This is a genomic window from Halobellus salinus (genome assembly GCF_014646875.1).
Classification (GTDB): domain Archaea; phylum Halobacteriota; class Halobacteria; order Halobacteriales; family Haloferacaceae; genus Haloquadratum; species Haloquadratum salinum.
This window is the reverse complement of record NZ_BMOC01000011.1, coordinates 56,618-75,219: the sequence shown is the minus strand read 5'-3', so window position 1 is coordinate 75,219 and position 18,602 is coordinate 56,618. Positions and strand designations below refer to the sequence as shown.

At 68.2% G+C, this 18,602-nt stretch carries 20 protein-coding genes and 1 pseudogene; 10 read left to right on the top strand and 11 right to left on the bottom strand.

Annotated elements, in window-relative coordinates; genetic code table 11:
- The first annotated feature begins 10 nt into the window (after positions 1 to 10).
- Positions 11 to 1,105 carry an aldo/keto reductase gene (locus tag IEX72_RS09700; protein WP_188787181.1) on the top strand — a complete coding sequence of 365 codons (1,095 nt, stop codon included), beginning with the start codon at positions 11 to 13 and terminating at the stop codon, positions 1,103 to 1,105.
- A 121-nt stretch (positions 1,106 to 1,226) separates the two neighbouring features.
- Here the strand turns inward: IEX72_RS09700 and IEX72_RS09695 are convergent, their stop codons facing one another.
- Positions 1,227 to 1,397 (bottom strand): HVO_0758 family zinc finger protein, encoded by a 171-nt coding sequence (locus IEX72_RS09695; RefSeq protein ID WP_188787180.1) that lies wholly within the window; start codon positions 1,395 to 1,397, stop codon positions 1,227 to 1,229.
- Positions 1,398 to 1,488: 91 nt separating this feature from the next.
- Here IEX72_RS09695 and IEX72_RS09690 point away from each other — a divergent pair, with 91 nt between their 5' ends.
- The 4 genes from IEX72_RS09690 to IEX72_RS09675 all read left to right on the top strand — a co-directional run bounded on the left by IEX72_RS09690 (position 1,489) and on the right by IEX72_RS09675 (position 5,201).
- A complete protein-coding gene (locus IEX72_RS09690; protein ID WP_188787179.1) occupies positions 1,489 to 2,652 on the top strand; it encodes an MFS transporter in 1,164 nt (387 codons plus the stop codon).
- Between the two features lie 246 nt (positions 2,653 to 2,898).
- Positions 2,899 to 4,035: a glycosyltransferase family protein gene (locus IEX72_RS09685; protein WP_188787178.1), complete on the top strand. Its 1,137-nt coding sequence runs from the start codon at positions 2,899 to 2,901 to the stop codon at positions 4,033 to 4,035.
- Complete coding sequence (locus IEX72_RS09680; RefSeq protein WP_188787177.1) at positions 4,032 to 4,511, top strand: DUF7109 family protein; 480 nt, start codon at positions 4,032 to 4,034, stop codon at positions 4,509 to 4,511. Before IEX72_RS09685 ends, IEX72_RS09680 begins: the two co-directional genes overlap by 4 nt.
- Positions 4,512 to 4,601: 90 nt before the next feature.
- The gene (locus IEX72_RS09675; protein ID WP_188787215.1) at positions 4,602 to 5,201 is read left to right on the top strand and encodes an NUDIX hydrolase; all 600 of its coding nucleotides are present in this window, start codon (positions 4,602 to 4,604) and stop codon (positions 5,199 to 5,201) included.
- A 42-nt stretch (positions 5,202 to 5,243) separates the two neighbouring features.
- On the opposite strand, the pseudogene IEX72_RS09670 reads toward IEX72_RS09675, so the two are convergent.
- The 3 genes and pseudogenes from IEX72_RS09670 to IEX72_RS09660 all read right to left on the bottom strand — a co-directional run.
- A pseudogene (locus tag IEX72_RS09670) lies at positions 5,244 to 5,651 on the bottom strand (Hsp20/alpha crystallin family protein); the annotation flags it as partial.
- On the bottom strand, positions 5,648 to 5,806 hold the full coding sequence (locus IEX72_RS09665; RefSeq protein WP_188787175.1) for a DUF7559 family protein: 159 nt from the start codon (positions 5,804 to 5,806) through the stop codon (positions 5,648 to 5,650). The pseudogene IEX72_RS09670 and the gene IEX72_RS09665, both read right to left, overlap by 4 nt.
- Positions 5,807 to 5,942: 136 nt before the next feature.
- A complete protein-coding gene (locus IEX72_RS09660; protein WP_188787174.1) occupies positions 5,943 to 6,737 on the bottom strand; it encodes a 2-amino-3,7-dideoxy-D-threo-hept-6-ulosonate synthase in 795 nt (264 codons plus the stop codon).
- Positions 6,738 to 6,920: 183 nt separating this feature from the next.
- Between IEX72_RS09660 and IEX72_RS09655 the strand changes: the two genes are divergently transcribed.
- Positions 6,921 to 7,340 (top strand): universal stress protein, encoded by a 420-nt coding sequence (locus IEX72_RS09655; protein WP_188787173.1) that lies wholly within the window; start codon positions 6,921 to 6,923, stop codon positions 7,338 to 7,340.
- 136 nt (positions 7,341 to 7,476) lie between these two features.
- Here IEX72_RS09655 and trpA read toward each other — a convergent pair whose 3' ends face one another.
- The 3 genes from trpA to trpC are packed head-to-tail and all read right to left on the bottom strand — an operon-like array spanning position 7,477 to position 10,455.
- Positions 7,477 to 8,382 carry a tryptophan synthase subunit alpha gene (trpA, locus tag IEX72_RS09650; protein ID WP_188787172.1) on the bottom strand — a complete coding sequence of 302 codons (906 nt, stop codon included), beginning with the start codon at positions 8,380 to 8,382 and terminating at the stop codon, positions 7,477 to 7,479.
- A gap of 1 nt (position 8,383) precedes the next feature.
- Complete coding sequence (gene trpB / locus IEX72_RS09645) at positions 8,384 to 9,631, bottom strand: tryptophan synthase subunit beta (RefSeq protein ID WP_188787171.1); 1,248 nt, start codon at positions 9,629 to 9,631, stop codon at positions 8,384 to 8,386.
- On the bottom strand, positions 9,628 to 10,455 hold the full coding sequence (gene trpC / locus IEX72_RS09640) for an indole-3-glycerol phosphate synthase (RefSeq protein WP_188787170.1): 828 nt from the start codon (positions 10,453 to 10,455) through the stop codon (positions 9,628 to 9,630). Before trpC ends, trpB begins: the two co-directional genes overlap by 4 nt.
- Positions 10,456 to 10,581: 126 nt before the next feature.
- On the opposite strand from trpC, the gene IEX72_RS09635 reads away from it, so the two are divergent.
- Positions 10,582 to 11,031 (top strand): MGMT family protein, encoded by a 450-nt coding sequence (locus IEX72_RS09635; protein WP_188787169.1) that lies wholly within the window; start codon positions 10,582 to 10,584, stop codon positions 11,029 to 11,031.
- Positions 11,032 to 11,088: 57 nt separating this feature from the next.
- Here IEX72_RS09635 and IEX72_RS09630 read toward each other — a convergent pair whose 3' ends face one another.
- The 3 genes from IEX72_RS09630 to lonB are packed head-to-tail and all read right to left on the bottom strand — an operon-like array spanning position 11,089 to position 14,660.
- On the bottom strand, positions 11,089 to 11,418 hold the full coding sequence (locus tag IEX72_RS09630; protein WP_188787168.1) for a hypothetical protein: 330 nt from the start codon (positions 11,416 to 11,418) through the stop codon (positions 11,089 to 11,091).
- 49 nt (positions 11,419 to 11,467) lie between these two features.
- On the bottom strand, positions 11,468 to 12,496 hold the full coding sequence (locus IEX72_RS09625; RefSeq protein ID WP_188787167.1) for a CPBP family intramembrane glutamic endopeptidase: 1,029 nt from the start codon (positions 12,494 to 12,496) through the stop codon (positions 11,468 to 11,470).
- A 7-nt stretch (positions 12,497 to 12,503) separates the two neighbouring features.
- Positions 12,504 to 14,660, bottom strand: a complete 2,157-nt coding sequence (lonB, locus tag IEX72_RS09620) for an ATP-dependent protease LonB (protein ID WP_229663810.1) — start codon at positions 14,658 to 14,660, stop codon at positions 12,504 to 12,506.
- 163 nt (positions 14,661 to 14,823) lie between these two features.
- On the opposite strand from lonB, the gene IEX72_RS09615 reads away from it, so the two are divergent.
- The 3 genes from IEX72_RS09615 to IEX72_RS09605 are packed head-to-tail and all read left to right on the top strand — an operon-like array spanning position 14,824 to position 17,043.
- On the top strand, positions 14,824 to 15,357 hold the full coding sequence (locus IEX72_RS09615) for a nicotinamide-nucleotide adenylyltransferase (protein WP_188787166.1): 534 nt from the start codon (positions 14,824 to 14,826) through the stop codon (positions 15,355 to 15,357).
- Positions 15,358 to 15,362: 5 nt separating this feature from the next.
- Positions 15,363 to 16,160 (top strand): SAM hydrolase/SAM-dependent halogenase family protein, encoded by a 798-nt coding sequence (locus IEX72_RS09610; RefSeq protein ID WP_188787165.1) that lies wholly within the window; start codon positions 15,363 to 15,365, stop codon positions 16,158 to 16,160.
- Between the two features lie 52 nt (positions 16,161 to 16,212).
- Entirely contained in the window at positions 16,213 to 17,043 is an 831-nt protein-coding gene (locus tag IEX72_RS09605) for an amidohydrolase family protein (protein ID WP_188787164.1), read from the top strand.
- Between the two features lie 587 nt (positions 17,044 to 17,630).
- Here the strand turns inward: IEX72_RS09605 and IEX72_RS09600 are convergent.
- The gene (locus IEX72_RS09600; protein WP_188787163.1) at positions 17,631 to 18,533 is read right to left on the bottom strand and encodes a glycosyltransferase family 2 protein; all 903 of its coding nucleotides are present in this window, start codon (positions 18,531 to 18,533) and stop codon (positions 17,631 to 17,633) included.
- Between the last annotated feature and the right edge of the window lie 69 nt (positions 18,534 to 18,602).

The window sequence follows — 18,602 nt, the reverse complement described above, 5'->3', positions numbered from 1 at the left end:
ACCGCACGGTATGGCGACAAGCGAGGGAACGTGGGGGTACCGCGACCGCTTCGGCGACGCCTTCGCGCGGACCTACTTCCGGCGGTTCGGTCCCGGTGTCGTGTCAAGCGTCGGAGTCGGGACCTACCTCGGCGATCCGACCGACGAGCGCGACCGAGCGTACCGCACGTCGATCGCCGAGGCCCTGTCGAGCGGTGTCAACCTCGTCGACACCGCGATCAACTACCGGTGCCAGCGGAGCGAGCGGGTCGTCGGCGAGGCGCTCGACCGCGCCGACATCGACCGCGAGGCGGTCGTCGTCGCCACGAAGGGCGGGTTCCTCCCGTTCGAGGGGGCACCCCCCGCTGATCCCGGCGCGTTCCTCCGATCGGAGTACGTCGACACCGGACTCGTCGCCCCCGACGACCTCGCCGCCGGGAGCCACGCGATGACGCCGGCGTTCCTCGAGGCGATGCTCGAGCGCTCGCTGTCGAACCTCGGGCTCGATTCGGTGGACTGCTACTACGTCCACAACCCCGAGACCCAGCTCCGAGCCAGGAGCCGGGAGGCGGTGTACGACCAACTCCAGGCCGGTTTCGAGCGGCTGGAGCGCCGGCGGGTCGCCGGCGACATCGGCGGTTACGGCGTCGCTACCTGGGACGCGTTCCGCGTGCCCCGCGACCACGACGCGTACCTCTCGCTTCCGGAAGTGCTCGCCCGCGCCGAGGCCGCCGCCGAGTCGGTCGGCGCCGACAACCACGGCCTGCTCGCGGTCCAACTCCCGTTCAACGTCACGATGGCCGACGCGGTGACCGTTGACGCGCACCGGCATCCCACGGACGACCGGGACGTGAGTGCACTCGAGTACGCACAGGCCGTGGACCTCGATATCGTCGCCAGCGCGACGCTCGCACAGGGGTCGCTGGCGGCGTCGCTCCCGCCGGCCATCGACGCGGAACTGAGCGGTGACACCCCGGCGCAGCGAGCGATCAACTTCGCCCGGAGCGCCCCCGGGGTGACGGTCGCGTTGGCCGGGACGGGCTCGCCGGCGCACGTCCCCGAAAACGTCGCAAGCGGGACGTTCGAGCCGCTCGGCGCACGGGCGTTCGACGCCGTTTTCGAGTGAGACGACCGGATCGGGCGGGGTCGGAAAACGGTGACCGGCGGGTCCTCCCGTCAATCGCGACCGGTCAACAGGCCACCGACGCTTCAAGACCCAAACCCCGCGGTTCAGGCCGAGGTGGGTGTCACCGGAGCTTCTTCCACTCGGTCCCACACTCGGGACACGCCCTCACGCTGAACACCTCGTCGGGGTCGTTTTTCGTTCCGAGCGTCTCGCCACACTCGGCGCAGTTCAGCCGCTCGTAGGTGTCTTTCTCCAGTTCACCCTCCCGGAGGCCTTTGCGTGCGCTTTTCATACCTCTGCTGTCGGGGCCGAGGAGTAAAAACCCCACCACCCGACGAGACCGGAATCGCAACTGTTGAACGCGGCGACGGCGAATCTGGGGTGTGTCCCGCGGCCGCCTGTTCGGAACGCTGTGCTCCGTCGTCTTCCTCGTCAACCTCGCGAGGGTGATCTTCGCGCCGCTGCTCCAGGAGTTTATGACGGTGTTTTCGGTCGGTGAGGGGACCGCAGGGCTGATTGCGACCCTGGCGTGGCTGGGCAGCGCCGCTCTCCGACTCCCCACCGGGTGGGTGCTCACGCGGCTCCCGCGCCATCACGTGATTCTCGCGACCGGGGGGATCCTCACCGGGGCGGCGGCGTTCATCGCGAGCGCGACATCAGTCGCGATGGTCGGCCTCGGCGCACTTCTGTTGGGGCTGTCGTCGGGGACGTACTTCGTGGCCGCCAACCCCCTGGTGAGTGAACTCTACCCCGACCGGGTCGGGCGGGCGATGGGCATCCACGGGATGTCGAGTCAGGTCGCCGCGGTCGGGGCCGCGCCCCTCGTCACCCTAGTCTTGACGCTGGTTTCGGACTGGCGCGTCGTGTTCGTCTGCGTCTCCGTTGCCGCCGCGGTCGCGACGCTCACGCTGTTTCTCACGGCGCGGGCGGCGGATCTCCCCGACGCGGGGGGCGACGACACCGACATCCTGGGCGCGGTGCGCTCGGAGTGGCGGATCGCCCTCGTCGGCGTCACCATCGTGGGCACCACCGGGTTCGTGTGGCAGGGGCTGTTCAACTTCTACGAGCTATACATGGGCACCAAGGGGCTCGACACCGCGACCGCGCGGAACCTGCTGACGGTCGTCTTCGGAGCGGGCGTCCCCGCCTTCTTCGTGTCGGGACGGCTGGCCGACCGCCTCCCGCGGGTGCCGTACCTGCTCTCGATCGTCGGGTCGTTCGCGGGGTGTCTGCTGCTTCTCACCCTGGTCGATGGATTCGGCGCCATCCTCCTCGTGACCGCCGCAATCGGCTACGTCATCCACAGCCTGTTTCCCGCGATCGACACGTACCTCCTCGACGCGCTCCCCGACGACTCGCGGGCGAGCGCGTACGCGTGGTACTCCGCCGGGATGATGGCGGTCCAGGCCACTGGGTCGTCGGCGGTCGGCCAACTCAGGGAGGTCGGGATCCCCTACGACGTCGTGTTTACCCGGCTCGGGTTCGGACTCGGGGTCGTCGTGGTCGGGCTGGCAGTGCTCCAGCGGCGGGGGGCGCTGCCGGAGTAGCGCGCGCAGGCCGCCGGGAGTGATACTGTCGGCTACAGTCACGCGACGGATTTCGACACCCCGGGGCGTGGAACATCTTCACGTAGTTATAGCCGACAGTATGCGGCCGACCAAGTCGTGGCCGGCGCCGGGCGCTCCGGGGCTCCGGTCGCGCTCTTCGACGACGTCGGCCACAAGCCTCATATTCCAGGCGTATAGCCGCCGCAACCCGCGAACTTTTCATTGCCCCGTCCCCAGGGGCGGTAGATGGAGTACGTGCAAGGTCGGGTCGCGACCCTCCACGACCTCGCGGATCCGGTGCCGGGCGCACCGGTCGAGCGCGCAGCGGTCGTCGTCCCGATGGCGGAACGCGACTGCCTGGGCGACGCCGCCGACCGGGTGCTCCGAACGCTGGAGCGGCTCGACCCCGAGCGGGTTGTGATCCCGTTGCGTGCCCCCGCCGGCCGCGTCGGTCCCGTCCGCGAGTGGCTCGCGACGTACGACTTCCGGTCGGAACTGGTGTGGTGTGACGGCCCGCGGCTGAACGACCTCCTGTCGGACGCCGGCCTCGACGGCGACCGCGGGAAGGGCCGGGACGTGTGGCTGGCGATCGGCCGCGCTGCTGCCTCGGAGTTTGTCGTCGTCCACGACGCCGACACCACCACCTACGACGAGTCGTTCGTCCGCCGGCTGCTGTTCCCGTTGGGGCGGGGCTACGAGTTCTCGAAGGGCTACTACGCACGCGTCGAGGACGACCGGCTGTACGGTCGGCTGTTCCGCCTGTTCTACGCGCCGTTGGTGCGGACGCTGCTCAACGCCCACCCGGAGCCGTTCCTGCGGTACCTCGACGCCTTCCGGTACGCCCTTGCGGGGGAGTTCGCCGCCACCGCCGCGACCGCCCGCCGGATCCGGGTGCCGCGGACGTGGGGGCTCGAGGTCGGGACCCTCGGCGACACGTTCGACGTCGTGGGCTTTGCCGGGACTGCGCAGGTGGACCTGGGGCGGTACGAACACGACCACCGCGGAGTCGGCGGGTCGAGCGGCCTCTCCACCATGAGCCGATCGGTTGGGGAGACGCTGCTACGGAGCGTCGTGGATCACGGCGTCGACGTCGACTTCGACACGCTCACACAGCGGTACCGGACGACCGCCGAGCGTCTGATCGACCAGTACGAACTCGACGCGGGGTTTAACGGGTTCGGGTTCGACCGCGAACACGAACGCGACCAGGTGTCGCGATACGCCGAGGCGGTCGCGGCGCCACGAGGCCCGGACGACCGGTTGCCCGCGTGGGAGCACGCGCCGCTTGCCCCCGGCGCGGTCGCCGACGCCACCGCGGCCGACATCGCGGATGCGGTGTCTGACGCCCCCGGTGCGGCGTCGCCGCCGGAGGCCGGCGAGTGAGCGACGCGTTCGACCCCGACGAGCTTGCCGGGGTGATCGACCTCTTCGGTGCGCTCACCCCCACAGAACTCGAGTCCGCGCTCGGAGAACTCGCGTTCAAACGGGGCGAGTCGGTCGACCCTGACGCGGTCACGGCAGCGGTCGACGACGCGGTCGCGTCGTACGCGGTCGTCCGCTACCGGGACGGCGACCGGACGCTGCTCGCCCCGGGCCCCGCGGCGTTCCCGACGCTCCCACCTAACGCGGAGGACCTGCCCCACATCCTCGACGTTCCCGACCGCGAGATCGACCACAACGCCGGCGTGACCGCGGTCGCAGACCGGCTCGGAGCCGACGCCGCAACCGCGATCGACGCCGGGGACACGGCGGCGATCCGCCGGCTACTCGACGTGACCTACGACGTCGAGGTGTGGTCCGACGCGGCTGCGGTCGACGACATCCGCGACCGGCTGGACACCGCCCTGGCCGGCGAGTAGCCCACGCCGACCGGGCGGTCCCGGCGGGGCGCGTCCGGCCGTGTGACCGACAGTATAAACCTGCCCATCCCGTATCTGAAGTCGAGACCGATGGACCTCTCCCGGATGCCGGCGCACACGCCGACCGCAGTCGACGATGCGGACAAGCGGGCGGCGGTGCTCGCGCCCGTGCTCACCCGGGACGGCGAGGCGTACATCCTGTTTACCAAACGCGCGGACCACCTCGGTGAACACCCCGGGCAGATGAGCTTCCCCGGCGGCTCCCGCGAGCCCGAAGACGGTGGGTTAGAAGCGACCGCGCTCCGGGAAGCCGACGAGGAGATCGGGCTGCGAGCGGCCGAAGTCACGGTCGCGGGCCGGCTCGACGACATCCGGACGGTGACGGGGTACTCGGTCCGGCCGTTCGTCGGCCGGGTCCCCGACCGCGAGTACGACCCCGACGACCGGGAGGTCGCGGAGGTGGTCACACTCGCGGTTTCCGAACTGACTGACGCTGAGAACTACGAGTCCGAGCGCCGCGATCACCCCGTCTACGACGCCCACCGCATTCACTACTTCCACGTCGGACCGTACACGGTGTGGGGCGCCACCGGGGTGATGCTCACCCAACTGCTCGAACTCACCACGGAGTGGTGCCCCCCCGAAGAGCCCGACCGGGTGGTCGACGCCGACGCCGACTTCCCGGTCTGACCCGGAGCCCCGCCCGTCGCGTGCTCACTCGTCGGTGTGACGCTTGGGGAGGTGGACCTCGAGCGTGCCGTCGTCGGTGACGGTCGCGGTCGCGTCTCCGGGGTCGACTGCCACGTCCTGCGGGATCGGCGCCGAGCCGTCGAGCGCCAGCCCGCGACCGGGGAACCGCATCTCGAAGCCCTCGTGGAAGTCCCGGAACCGGTCGATCCGGACTTTGACCTCGCTGTCGAGAAATCGGACCTGGACGTCCTGGCGGCGGACACCCGGCGCGTCGAAGACGATCAGGTACGCGTCGTTGCTCTCCAAGACGTCGTAGGGCAGCGGCCGCTCTTCTTGAATCCGCGAGACCCCGCGGCCGACGCGCTCGACGGTGGATTCGGCGATTGACTCGCCGAACTCCTTCAGCCGGGTCGCGGGCCCCGAAGGCACCTCGTCGCCGAACCCGCTCATAGCTCGATCACATCCAGGCAGGCGGTTCCGCCGCAGAGTGGACACGAAAGATCAGCGACCGAGTGGTCCTCGGAGATGTCGTACGTGTAGTGGTTCTCGAACATGTCCAGTTCGCACTCGTCCGACGTACATTTGATTTCCTTGGTCGCAGGCATACCATAGATTACGATCGTGTGGCTAATCAACGTTGGCTTTCCACCGGCGACACGGGCCCGCGGCGTCGGTCTACGCCTCGACTGAGAGTCCCGCGGCGTCGGTCTACGCCTCGACTGAGAGTCCCGCGGCGTCGGTCTACGCCTCGACTGAGAGTCCCGCGGCGTCGACCGCGTCGGCGACGGCAGCGTCGTCGTGGATGATGGCGCTCACCGCGCGGGTGATCGCCTCAGGGTTGTCGTGTTGAAAGATCGACCGCCCCATCGAGACGCCGTCCGCGCCGGCGTCCATCGCGCCGCGCACCATCTCGGCGGTCTCGCGGTCGGTCCCCCGGCTGCCGCCCGCGATGACCACCGGCAACCGGGTCGCCTCACACACCCGGTCGAACGTGTCGGGGTCTCCGGAGTAGGCGGTTTTGACCACGTCAGCGCCCAACTCCTCGGCGATCCGGACCGCGTGGGCTAAACTGTCAGCGTCGTGTTCGTCGACGCCCGGCCCGCGGGCGTAGCTCATTGCGAGTACGGGGACGCCGAGCCGGTGGGCGGTCTCGATCACGTCGCTGAGTCGCGTCAGCTGGTCGGGTTCGTAGTCGCTGCCGACGTTGATGTGAAACGACACCGCGTCTGCGCCCGCCCGCAGCGCCGCCTCGACCGAGCCGGTCTTGCGCTTGTCGTTGGAGTCAGGGCCGATAGACGTAGAGCCGTTGAGGTGGACGATGAACCCCTTGTCGTTCTTGGCGCCGTGGACGCGCGGGGCGACGCCCTTCTGTGTGAGGACCGCGTCGGCGCCGCCGCGGGTGATCGCGTCGACGGTCGATTCGAGGTCGACGAGTCCTTTCACCGGACCGAGTGTGATGCCGTGGTCCATCGGGACGACGAGGTATCGCCCCCCTGTCGAGATCCGTTCGAGCCGCGCCGCAAGCCCTGCGTTCATCGTGTGTGAGACTGTGGCAACCGTCGGTTAAAACGGTTACGAGGTGGGTGAGAACCACTGTCCTCGTGCTGCACTCGCGTGCTGCGGCTCACACGGTTCGCGCAACCGATACAGTACCTACCGGAAGCCGCCGGTGACACGGGTGCACCACCAACTTATACACGCCCTGACCGTAATCTCTGTATGATTTCACGAGTTCTCGTTCCGATGGACGACTCGGAGATGGCCCAGAAAGCGCTTACGTACGCCCTCGAGAATCACCCCGACGCGGGCATCACCGTCTTACACGTCGTAGCCGGACCGTCGGTGTGGGGGGGAGCAGCCACGGCGCTCGCTCTCGAGGAAGACGTAGAAGAAGCCGCCGAGGAGCGTGCGAAGGAGGTGTTCGACGACGCTCGGGAAGTCGCCGCTGCGTACGATGTCGAGCTCACTACCGAGGTACAACTGGGACACCCGGCCCGGGCGATCGTGAACAGGGCAGACGACTTCGATGTGGTTGTAATCGGAAGCCACGGCGGCTCGTTGGCCGATCGGCTGGTCGTCGGGAACATCGCCCGGGGAGTGTTCCGTAACTCGCCTGTTCCTGTCATCGTTGTTCGGTGAGTGGCGGCGGTGACCGAGGCTGACGGACGCGCCTCGCGCACCGTCGGCTACCGGGAGACCGGACGCTATCGGTCCCAACTCTAGTGAGGTCCGTCGAGCACCTCGATATCCGGTCCGTCGCGGCCTGTGAGTGACGTTAGTTGCCTCCCGCTTGGGGCACACGCTGTTCGTATCCCCGCTCGGCCCCGGTTTTCAGTTCCCGGGCCATCGCCTCCAACCGCGCCGCCACCTCCTCGGTCGGTGTGTCGTTTTCCACACCCTCCGCGACGATGTCGACCAGGGCGCTCCCGACGATGACGCCATCGGCGCCGCCGGCAACGATCCGTGCCGCGTGCTCGCCGGTTTTGATTCCGAACCCGACCGCCTTCGGCACGTCGTAGTCGGCGAGGCGCTGTAGGCTGCGCTCAGTCTGGTCGGAGACGTCGTCGCGCGCGCCGGTGACGCCGGTCCGCGCCTGGACGTAGACGTACCCCGAGACGTGCTCCATGTTCCGACGGAGCCGGTCGCCCTCGGTTGTGGGGGCGACGATGAAGACGAGGTCCACCCCGAACTCGTCGCAGGCCTCCCGCAACGGTTCGGCCTCCTCGGCCGGGAGGTCCGGAACCACGAACCCCGAGAGCCCGGCCGCCGCAGCGCGCTTGACGAAGGGACGGGGCCCCTGCCCGCCTCCCGGCTCCGTCGCTCGACTGTCCGAGGCGCTCGGCGCCTCGCTCGAACCGTACTGGTAGATCAGGTTGTAGTACGTCATGCACACAAGCGGCACGTCGACGTCGAGGTCTTCCACGAACGCGAAGAACCGATCCGGGGTCATCCCGGCGTTGAGCGCGCGGACGACCGCGCTCTGGATGGTCGGTCCCTCCGCGATGGGCTCGGAGAACGGAAGCCCGAGTTCGATCACGTCGGCGCCACCGCGCGCCAGCGCCTCAACGTACGCAAGCGCGGAGTCGTAGTCGGGGTCACCCGCCGCGAGGTACGGCACGAACGCCGGCCCGTCGGCGAAGGCGGCCTCCAGGTCCGAGCCGCCACCCCGGTCTCCAGCCATCTCAGATGCCCCCCGAGAACTCCGCCATCGACGGGGCGGCTTCGATGTCGCGTTGCTCGGTTTCCTCGATTGCGGCCTGGAGGTCCTTATCTCCCCGGCCGGAGACGTTGAGCACGATGGTCTCGCCCAACTCCTCGTGGTGTTCTTCGAGGTAGCCGAACGCGTGGGCCGTCTCCAACGCCGGGATCACGCCCTCGAGTTGGGACAGCCGGTGGAACGCCTCGAGCGCCGAGTCGTCGTCGACGTTGACAGCGTTGACCCGCTCCTCGTCGACCAGGTGTGCGAGTTCGGGGCCGACGCCCGCGTAGTCGAGCCCGGAGGAAATGCTGTGGCTTTCCATGATCTGGCCGTCGGTGTCCTGGAGCAGCTTGGTCCGGGCGCCGTGGAGCACGCCCTCCTCGCCGGTTGACAACGACGCTGAGTTGGGCGCAACGCCGGCTTCCTCGTCGACGTCCAGCGTGGAGCCACCCGCTTCAACGGCGTAGAGTTCCACGTCCTCGTCGTCGACGAAGTCGGTGAACATCCCCATCGTGTTGGAGCCGCCGCCAGCACACGCCAACACCGCGTCGGGGAGGCCGCCGGTCTGCTCGCGAAGCTGACGACGGGTCTCCGTCGAGATCACGCTGTGGAAGTCCCGAACCATCGACGGGAACGGGTGCGGGCCGACGATCGACCCGATCACGTAGTGGGTGTCCTCGACGTTGGTCGCCCAGTCCCGCATAGTCTCGGAGATCGCCTCCTTCAGGGTCCCGCGGCCGGTCGTCACGGGCGTGATCTCCGAGCCGTTCAGCCGCATCCGGAACACGTTGGGGCGCTGGCGGTTGATGTCGCGTTCGCCCATGTAGATCTCACACGGCATCCCCAGGTGCGCCGCCGCCATCGCGGTCGCGGTGCCGTGCTGGCCCGCGCCGGTTTCTGCGACGATCCGTTCTTTGCCCATGTACTTCGCGAGCAGCACCTGCCCCAGGGCGTTGTTGAGTTTGTGCGCGCCGCCGTGAAGCAGGTCCTCGCGCTTCAGGTAGACCTCGCGGTCGTACCGGTCCGAGAGCCGCTCGGCGTACTGCGTCGGCGTCGGCCGCCCGCCGAAATCACGGAGCCGCGCCCGGAATTCGTCCATGAACCCGTCCTCGTTGCCGAGGACGTACCGCTCGTAGGCGTCGGTGAGCTCTTCGATCGCCGGCATGAGCACTTCCGGCACGTACTGTCCGCCGTAGTCGCCGAACTTCCCGTCCGCGTATCGTTGTGTCATCGTGTTGTAGATTCCGTGGTCGTGTCCGCGCGTCGGTCCGCCGGTCTGACGTCGGTAGCTGTGGTCAGTCGCTCGGTGTTCGTTTGCACGTCCCCGTTCATTATAGCCGTCCCGATCAACAGCGCGTCCGCACCCGCCTCGCGCATCCGCCGGACATTCGCTTCGGTCGCGATGCCGCTCTCAGCCACGAGCGTCACGTCGTCCGGAACGTCGGACGCGAGCCGCTCGAACGTCCCGAGGTCGACCTCGAGTTTCGCGAGATCACGGTTGTTGATCCCGATGATCCCCGCTCCGACGTCGAGCGCCCGCTCCAGTTCCGCGCGGGTGTGGACCTCCACGAGCGGCTGGAATCCCCTTCCGATGGCGGCGTCGTGGAGATCCGCTAACGAGTCGGTATCCTCGGCGTCGAGAAACCGTGCGATGAGAAGAACCAGGTCGGCGGCGACCGCGTCGAGTTGGGCCTCTCGCACGACGAAGTCCTTCCGGAGCACCGGGACGTCGACCGCCGCGCGGATCCGTTCGAGCCGCGCGGTCGACCCGCCGAAGAAATCCGGTTCGGTCAGCACCGACAGCGCCGTTGCGCCGCCCGCAACCATCCCCTCGGCCAGTTCAACCGGGTCGCCGTCCCGCTCGCCGTCGGTGGTCGGACTGGTGGGTTTGACCTCCGCGACAACCGGGACACGGCCGTCTGCGGCCGCCGCATCGACAGCGTCGGGGAACGACTGGGGGTCGACCGCGACCCGGTTCTCACCACCGGAGCGCCCCCGCGCGGCGTCGAGGATTGACCGCACTTCCGGAGCGAGTTCCTCACCACTAGCGTTCATCTATGTTCATTAACGGACTCTTTTGCACATAAGGCTTGCGCGTTGCAGCCGGTGTCGGGCGGGTGTGCGCACCGGGACCATCCGGCTACCGTCACCGTTAGACACGTCGCGGACGGACCGCCGGGTATGGACGGCGTCTTCGCGCGCGAGTTCGAATCGCTGGAACGGGCAGTCGAGATCGGGATCGCGAGCGACAGCGTGATCAGCGTGTCGTTCCCCGCAGACCTCGACGACGCTGCCGACGGTCAACACCCGCTTTTCGACCGGATCGGCGCGTATCTGGGCGGACGTTCCGACCACCTTGACGATGTGGAGGTCGCGCTCACGGTCCCAACCGACCACCGGCAGGTTCTGGAGGCGACGCGGAACATACCGCACGGAAAGACGGTGTCGCTCGACCGCGTGATTCGGATGGCGGGGCTGGACCCCGACGACGACGCCGCCCGCGAGACCGCCCGAACCGCGCTGGCGGGGAATCCGACCCCCCTGTTTGTGCCGGATCACCGCGTCCGCGACGCGCCCGGCGGAGCCCCCGCGGGGGTCGCCGAACGGCTTCGAGCGATCGAGTCCGCATAAGACCGAACGGGGGACGGTCGTGTGCGGTGTCCCTGCCCGGCGACCGCGGGGTGGGCGCTACCCGCGTCGAATGACGAAATACCCGAGAAACCCGCCGACAAAAAGCACCGTCGAGACGGCCTCAAAGCTCGCGAACCCGGGGAACAGCGCGATCACCTGCGCGACGGCCGCACCGACCAAGGCGCCGACCGACCCGAGGACGACCCGCCGGTCGTCGGACGGCGACGCGCCTGCGTAGATCGCGTACGCAAAAAACCCCGCGACGGCGGCGAACCCGAGGTCGGCCGCCGTCGCCACGATCGGGCTGTCGATCAGGAGCGAGGCGGCGATCAGCGCGATATACCCGATGAGTACTGACCGGAGGACGGTCTGCGAGCGGGTGTCCATACCTCCCTGTGGGTCCGGCAGGCAAAGTAGTTGTGTGGACTCGATCGGGTCACGCCGAGTCGGGTGACCACTCAACGCCGACTCCTTCGTGGATGACGAACTCCAGGGCGTTCACCAGGTAGTGGGCGACGATCACTGTAAGCAGGCTTCCGGTGACCACGAACGCCGCCGCGAGCACGAACCCCAACGCGCCGGTCACGACCACCCCGAGCCGGCCCTGCGCGCCGTGGCCGAGCGCGAACGCCCCGGAGGCCACGACCGCCAGCACCCACGGCGACACGTCGTACCCCGCCGCGACGACGCCCACCAGGGCACCGCGGAAGAGCAGCTCCTCGAACCCCGCGATGACCGGGAGCACGACCAGGAGCAAGAGCGCCCACCCGAGCGGGGTGTCGGGCGCGAGTGCGCTCCTGAGCCGCTGTCCGTCGCCGACGTTGAGCCCGAACCGCGCGGCGACGACCGCGCCGGCCTCGTTCGCGATGTAGAGACCCACGCCCAGGCCGACCCCGGCCGCGACGGCCGTAACCCCGGTTGTTCCCGGGCCCACGCCGAACGCCCGCGCCGGGATCGCGGCGTACCACGCACCGACGAGCACCAGCGCGCCGAACACCCCCTGAGAGACCGCCACGTTCGCAAGCAGCGAGGTCGTCGACGGCGACGCCGCGCCGTCGCCAGGGCGGTGCGGCCGAGAACGCGGCTCCGTCGGCCGGTAGGCGACGCCCGACTTCGGGAGGACGAACCCCTCCGAGTCGGCCCCGACGTCGGCGTCGGTGGCGACGGTCGTCGACGCCGACGCGTCCACGCTGCCGGAATCAACGGACCGCGCGGCACTGGGCGCAGTCGAGCCGTCGTCGACAGCGCGGGACCTCTGCCGATCCGGGTCGGACTCGTCGGCACCGGTGGATCCGACCCCGTCGGCAGCGGGTGCTTCGGTCGAACTGCCGGGCTCTCGGGACGGATCCGTTCCGCTGACAGCCCCACTGCCGTCGGCGACGGCGCCGCGTGAGGCGTGTGATAGAATCAGCAACCCCGCGGTGGCGACGAACGCGAAGCCGACGAACGTCGCCCACTCGGGCATCGGGCGGCTACTGCGGGCTCGGGCTGGAGGGCCCCGAAACCGTCTCGCTCTTCGGGAGCGCCGAGCCGGTGATGCTCTTCAGCCGGGCGACAAGCGAGTCCTTCTCGGGCTCGCCCTCAAGGGCGATGTCGAGGACCTCGCTGATGTGGCTGACCGGGATGATCTCGACCATCTCCTCGTACTCTTCTTCGATCATCACGTCCTGCATATTCGCCGCAGGGATGATGACCCGGTCACACCCGGATTTCGCGGCGGCCTCGATCTTGTGCGTGACCCCGCCGACGGGGAGCACGTCCCCGCGGACCGAGAGGCTGCCCGTCATGGCGAGTGACTGATCGACGCCCATGTTCTCCAGCGCGGAGATCACCGCGGTCGCGACCGTGATCGACGCGGAATCGCCGTCAACGCCCTGCTGGCCGGTCTGGATGAACTGGATGTGGATATCCTTCTCGGAGATGTTCTCATCGGAGAACTTCTTGATGATCGCCGAGACGTTCTGGACCGACTCCTCTGCCATCTCTTTGAGTTGCCCGGTGGCGATCACCTGGCCGCCGCCCTGGGTCGGCGTGACCTCGGCCATCACGGGGAGCATAATCCCCGAGTCTTCGCCCATCACGGCGAGGCCGTTGACCCGGCCGGCCTCGTAGCCGGCCGAGACCTGCAGTTCGTAGTCTTTCCGGCGCTCGATGTAGTCGTCGGCGAGCTGTTGTTCGATCGAGCGGCTCCGACCCTTCGCTTGGAGCACGTGGTCTCGGGTGACGCGATCGGCGTCCTCCGAGCGGGCGATGTCGCCCGAAACACGGACTAACCCGCCGAGGTTCCGGAGCTTCAGCGTCAGGTGACCCTTCCGGCCCGCACGGCGGCGGGCTTCGAGGATGACCTCCTCGATCGCCTCCGCGGAGTACTCCGGGAGCCGACCGTCCTTGCTGACCTCTTGGGCCACGAACCGGGCGTACTTCCGGCGCATGTCCGGCGTGTCCTCGATGGTGTCGTCCATGTACACCTCGTACCCGTACCCCTTGATCCGCGAGCGCAGCGCGGGGTGCATGTTCTCCATCGCGTCGAGGTTCCCCGCCGCGATCATGATGAAGTCCGTCGGAACGGGCTCGGTCTGGACCATCGCGCCCGAGGAGCGCTCGGACTGGCCCGTGATGTGGAACTCGCCCTCTTGGATCGCGGTCATGAGGTGCTGCTGGCTGCGGATGTCGAGTGTGTTGATCTCGTCGACGTACAGCACGCCCTTGTTGCCCTTGTGGATGGCCCCGGGCTCAACGCGGTCGTGGCTCGGCGTTTCCATCCCACCGGACTGGAACGGGTCGTGGCGGACGTCGCCGAGCAGCGCACCGGCGTGGGCGCCCGTCGCGTCCTCGAACGGTGCGGTCGTCGTGTCGGCGTTGTTGACGATGAGGTTCGGCACCATCGCGTCGCTTCCGCGGGAGCCGTAGCGGAACGCGAGATAGATCACGCCCGCAGCGAGGATCCCGAGCAGGATCTGGCCCGCGATGATGAACGAGTACCCGATGACGATCGCGATGATGATCCACATCAGGAACGACCGCATCTGGTTGCGTTTCCGGGCCTCTTCTTTGTGTGCCTCGACAATCTGGTCGCCCTTCCCGGCGGGAACGGTCCGTACCTTGGGGTTGTTCCCGTCGTCGGGGTTGTGGTAGACGAGGACGTCTTGGAGCTCTTCCGGCGGCAACAGTTCGGACATCGCCTTCGCCAGCATCGACTTGCCCGTTCCGGGCGAGCCGATCATCATCACGTGGCGCCGCTGCTTCGCGGCCTTCATAACCACGTCGCGGGCGTGTTCCTGTCCGATCACTTGATCCACGAGCCGGTCGGGGACGTCGATCTCTTCGGTGGAGTCGATCTTCAGCCCGCCCAGCAGGTCGTCTTCGCCGATGTCGTCTGCGACTTCGGCGTCAACCTCGACGTCGCTTCCGAGGTCGTCGATCGTCCCGCCGGTCTCGCCGTCGGAGTGGCCGTTCCGGCTGCCCGGGTGGTCGCCGGGGTCCGGTCCGAGGCTGCCGTCGTCCGGTTCGTCGGTGATCCCGTCGGGGAGCCGGTCTTCGCGCTCCGGCGGCGGCGACTCGGGGGCGTCTTCTGCGACGCCACCCCCCTCTTCGGGGGCGTGTTCGTCGGCTTCCGTGTCGTTACTCATAGAATTATTCGCTATTTGTATGGACGGTCGGACGACTCATATACTTTCTCCCCGTGTGTGTCGGGGTGAACCGCTATACCCGACGTTTACCGGCTTTTCGCCGTATGTATCCGGATTGTGCTATCTCGGGGTATTTATAAGAGACGCGGGCCTCACGCGAGGTATGCGGGGGTTCTACATCGGTCGGTTCCAGCCGTACCACAACGGCCACCACCGGATGGTGACGGAGATCGCAGACGACGTCGACGAACTCGTGCTCGGGATCGGATCCGCGGGCGACTCCCACACGCCGCGGAACCCCTTCACCGCGGGTGAGCGCGTGATGATGGTAACCAAATCGGTGGCGGAGCTCGATCTCACGACCTACGTGGTCCCGATCGAGGACCTCGAACGGAACTCGGTGTGGGTGAGCCACGTCCAGAGTATGTCTCCAGCCTTCGATGTCGCCTACTCCAACAACCCCCTGGTGATCCAGCTGTTCTCCGAGGCAGCCGTTGAGGTACGCCAGTCACCAATGTTCAACCGCGACGTTCTGGAAGGCGCGGAACTCCGCGCGCGGATGATTGCGGGTGGCGACTGGCGGAGCCTCGTGCCGACGGCTGTCGTTGATGTGATCGAGGAAGTCGGTGGTATCGAGCGGATCGAGCGGGTCAGCGACACCGACGCCACCGGCGACGGGGCTGACGACCCCGCGTGACGACGATGCTCACCCTTGCTTCCGACTTCGGGTCGCCGTATCCCGCCGCGATGAAGGGCGTTATTCTCCAACGGACCGACGCCAAACTCGTCGACATCTCCCATGACCTCCCCCGCCAGGACGTGCGCGCGTCAGGGTTTTGGTGCCGTGAGACGGTGCCGTACTTCCCTCCGTCGGTCCACCTGGTGGTAGTCGACCCCGGCGTGGGTACCGATCGGAACGCGCTCATCGTCCGCGCTGGCGACCACGCGCTCGTGGGCCCCGACAACGGGGTGTTGCTCCCGTCCGCCCGTCGGATCGCCGGAGCACGCGGGGTCGAACTCGACTGCTTCCGGTACGAGTACGCCGACCCCGCGTCGTCGACGTTTCACGGCCGCGACGTGTTCGCGCCCGCGGCCGCCGCGGTCCACGCGGCCGGCGTTGACGCGATCGAATCACTCGACGCCACAGCACCCATCGAGTCGTTCGTCCCCGACTCACCCGCGGATATCGTCGTCGACTGCCGGTTTCCCGATCCCGAGGTGAGCGCCGAGTCCGCCCGCGGTGAGGTTCTGGTCGTTGACGACTTCGGGAACGCGATCACGAACATTCCGGGGTCGTTTCTCGACGGACGGGTCGGCGAGACGCTCTCGGTCGACGGGACGCCGGCGACCGTCGTGACCGCATTCGCCGACGTTGACGCGGGCGAGCGCCTGGTGACAGTGGGGAGCCACGGGTTCGTGGAGTGTGATGTCAACCGTGGTCGTGGGGACGACGCGTTCGGGCTAGCGCCCGGTGACGACGTTCGGTTGGCGGCCGAGTGACCCGACGCCGTTCCGCCAACCTATATCTACGTCGGTTCGACAATGTCTCACGATGCTGGAGTTGAACCACGGGTTCAGGGTGGTCGACGTCCACGCCCGGCTCGACCCAACCGACGAGGCGGAGGTTGCGAGTCGCGGGCGCGAGACGACTCCGGAGGTGCTCGAACGCGAACTCCGGCAGGCCGGGGTCGTCCGGGCGGTCGTTTCTCCGGGAGAACGCCCCGCAGGGGAAGGGTACCTCCAGGCCAATAACGCCGTAGCCCGACTGAGCGTTGACCGGCCGTTTCTCGCGTTCGCCCGGATCAACGGGCCGTGGGAGCCGGCGTCGGCGGTGTTGAGCCGACTGCGGAACCTGGCGTCCTCCCGCGAGAGGTCACACACAAGCCCCGAAGACATTGAGCAGTACGCCTACGACGACCGGTTCCACGGCTTCACACTCGCACCCGGGGCCGACGGAATGCCGGACAGTGAGACCGTCGCCGTGTTGGAAGACGTTGGGTTGCCACTGGTGGTACACGGCGGCCGGTCGTTCCCGCCGGACACGGTGGCGGAGACCCTCCTCAACCGTGAGATCCCCGTGATCCTGGCGGGGTTCGGCGGCCACCCGCTCGACCGCGACCTTATGGCCGACGCGATCGACCTTCTTGACCGGTACGACCGGCTCTACCTCGACACCGCGGGAGTTCGGTTCCGGAGCGCGCTCGAACGCGCCCTCTTGGAACACCCCGACCGGGTGCTCTTCGGAAGCGGCGCCCCGGAGGTCCACCCCAACGTCGGCGTGAGTGAGATCCTGACGCTCGACGTCTCCGAGGACGCGATGCGACGGGCGTTTTCGGCGAACCCCTCGCGGGTCGTGCCCGGGTTGAGCCCTGGCGAGTCGTGACCGTAGGGCGCCAAGAGACGCAGCAAAAATAGCGAACAGCCGGCACACCGTCGTTCCCGCACCGTGGTGCCGGACACCCGCAATCCGGCGCGGGGCAGTTCTCACCGCACGCCGGTGGTGGTTCCGTGAACTATAATAAACCTCAGGGCCCTCGGTCGGGTGGTGTTTCGTTACGCGACGACCGACCGGAAACCCGCCGCTGGGTGGGACCGGACGGGGCCGCGGTTTCGACGACGGTGACGAGAGCACAACTCCAGCCCTCGTCAGCCACCCAGAACGCGACGCGTTCTGGTGGTAACGGGCGACGCACGCAGCGGGTCGTTCACCGCGGCTCGCCACCGTGAGCTCGGAGCACCCGGCTCTCCCGGCGGCAAAGCCGAAGCCGCCGCAGGCCGTGCGAACGAGCGCGAAGCGCCCGTGAGCAGCGACCGCAGGGGCGAACCTGTGAGCGACGAGGACCGAAGCGAAGCCGTCGAGTCGAGACCGCGGGGGCTTCCACGGCCGTTTCGACACTACTCCACCGGTTTCACTCCCAACGAAACAGTCTCCTCGGTCGTCGTCCGGACCGCTTCCGGGTTCGGCGCCCGCTACCGCCGGTCGTACGTCGCGACCGCTCGGTCCGCCCGCTTCGAGCAGCCGTGGGGGTTCCGCGCTGGACTCCGGTCCCGAGCGCGCGCCACCAACCCGTCGGAGTAGCCGGTGGCCATCCCCGTGACGACGTCGCGACCGGTCCCAAACCAGTTCGTCGGGGTGGTACCGCCGGCGACGACGTCACGGGCGGCCGACAGCGCGTCGGCCCCGGCGTGGGAGACGACCCGGCGGAGCACGGTTGGTCTGATCCCGTAGTTCTTGGCCAGCCGGTAGGCGAGCGCGCGGTATTTCCACCCGTAGTCCCGGTCGGTGACGCCCCCGTCGGCCTCGTACTCGGTTCGGACACACATGTCTGAGCGCCACTCAACGTCACAATCGAGCCCCGCGAGCCGGTGGGCGGCGTCGCGAGCCCCGCCGGTCTGTAAATACTCGTCGAAGCCATCCAACTCGTCGAGCGTCGCCGCGCGGAACGCGACATTCCCGCCGTTGAAGTAGGCCACCTCCCGGCCGTGGATCTCGCGGCGCTCGGGGGCAGTGGTGGTCATCCCGGCGGGGAGAGTTTCGTGAACCGGCCCCGTGACAACCGGCGCGCGTTCGACCCCCGATTCGACCGCGGACACCCACGATTTCTCGACCCCGAGATCCTGTCGAAGGAACGCGACAGTGTCCCCGGACGCCGCTCGCACCCCGGCGTTCCGGGAGATATTCAGGGTCCGGTCGGAGACTTCCACCAGCACGTCGACATCCTCTCGGTTACGCACCATCCCGGTGGTGCCGTCGGCCGACGGCCCGTTGACCACCACCACTTCGGCGTCGGGTGCGTGCGACGCCAGGTCGTCGAGGGTGGCCGCGAGGCGGTCCCGCGCGTTGAGCGTCGGAACCACGACCGAAAGCTGCATACCGCCCGGAGGCGACCCGCGAACTTAAACACTACACCTCGGCCCCGGGCCGGCGCCACGGCGTCCGGG

Bases quoted from the DNA above. Each gene is read 5' to 3' on its own strand.
- IEX72_RS09700 (WP_188787181.1), top strand. From the start codon at position 11: ATGGCGACAAGCGAGGGAACGTGGGGGTACCGCGACCGCTTCGGCGAC.
- IEX72_RS09695 (WP_188787180.1), bottom strand. From the start codon at position 1,397: ATGAAAAGCGCACGCAAAGGCCTCCGGGAGGGTGAACTGGAGAAAGAC.
- IEX72_RS09685 (WP_188787178.1), top strand. From the start codon at position 2,899: ATGGAGTACGTGCAAGGTCGGGTCGCGACCCTCCACGACCTCGCGGAT.
- IEX72_RS09675 (WP_188787215.1), top strand. From the start codon at position 4,602: ATGGACCTCTCCCGGATGCCGGCGCACACGCCGACCGCAGTCGACGAT.
- IEX72_RS09665 (WP_188787175.1), bottom strand. From the start codon at position 5,806: ATGCCTGCGACCAAGGAAATCAAATGTACGTCGGACGAGTGCGAACTG.
- IEX72_RS09660 (WP_188787174.1), bottom strand. From the start codon at position 6,737: ATGAACGCAGGGCTTGCGGCGCGGCTCGAACGGATCTCGACAGGGGGG.
- IEX72_RS09655 (WP_188787173.1), top strand. From the start codon at position 6,921: ATGATTTCACGAGTTCTCGTTCCGATGGACGACTCGGAGATGGCCCAG.
- trpA (WP_188787172.1), bottom strand. From the start codon at position 8,382: ATGGCTGGAGACCGGGGTGGCGGCTCGGACCTGGAGGCCGCCTTCGCC.
- trpB (WP_188787171.1), bottom strand. From the start codon at position 9,631: ATGACACAACGATACGCGGACGGGAAGTTCGGCGACTACGGCGGACAG.
- trpC (WP_188787170.1), bottom strand. From the start codon at position 10,455: ATGAACGCTAGTGGTGAGGAACTCGCTCCGGAAGTGCGGTCAATCCTC.
- IEX72_RS09635 (WP_188787169.1), top strand. From the start codon at position 10,582: ATGGACGGCGTCTTCGCGCGCGAGTTCGAATCGCTGGAACGGGCAGTC.
- IEX72_RS09630 (WP_188787168.1), bottom strand. From the start codon at position 11,418: ATGGACACCCGCTCGCAGACCGTCCTCCGGTCAGTACTCATCGGGTAT.
- IEX72_RS09625 (WP_188787167.1), bottom strand. From the start codon at position 12,496: ATGCCCGAGTGGGCGACGTTCGTCGGCTTCGCGTTCGTCGCCACCGCG.
- lonB (WP_229663810.1), bottom strand. From the start codon at position 14,660: ATGAGTAACGACACGGAAGCCGACGAACACGCCCCCGAAGAGGGGGGT.
- IEX72_RS09615 (WP_188787166.1), top strand. From the start codon at position 14,824: ATGCGGGGGTTCTACATCGGTCGGTTCCAGCCGTACCACAACGGCCAC.
- IEX72_RS09610 (WP_188787165.1), top strand. From the start codon at position 15,363: ATGCTCACCCTTGCTTCCGACTTCGGGTCGCCGTATCCCGCCGCGATG.
- IEX72_RS09605 (WP_188787164.1), top strand. From the start codon at position 16,213: ATGCTGGAGTTGAACCACGGGTTCAGGGTGGTCGACGTCCACGCCCGG.
- IEX72_RS09600 (WP_188787163.1), bottom strand. From the start codon at position 18,533: ATGCAGCTTTCGGTCGTGGTTCCGACGCTCAACGCGCGGGACCGCCTC.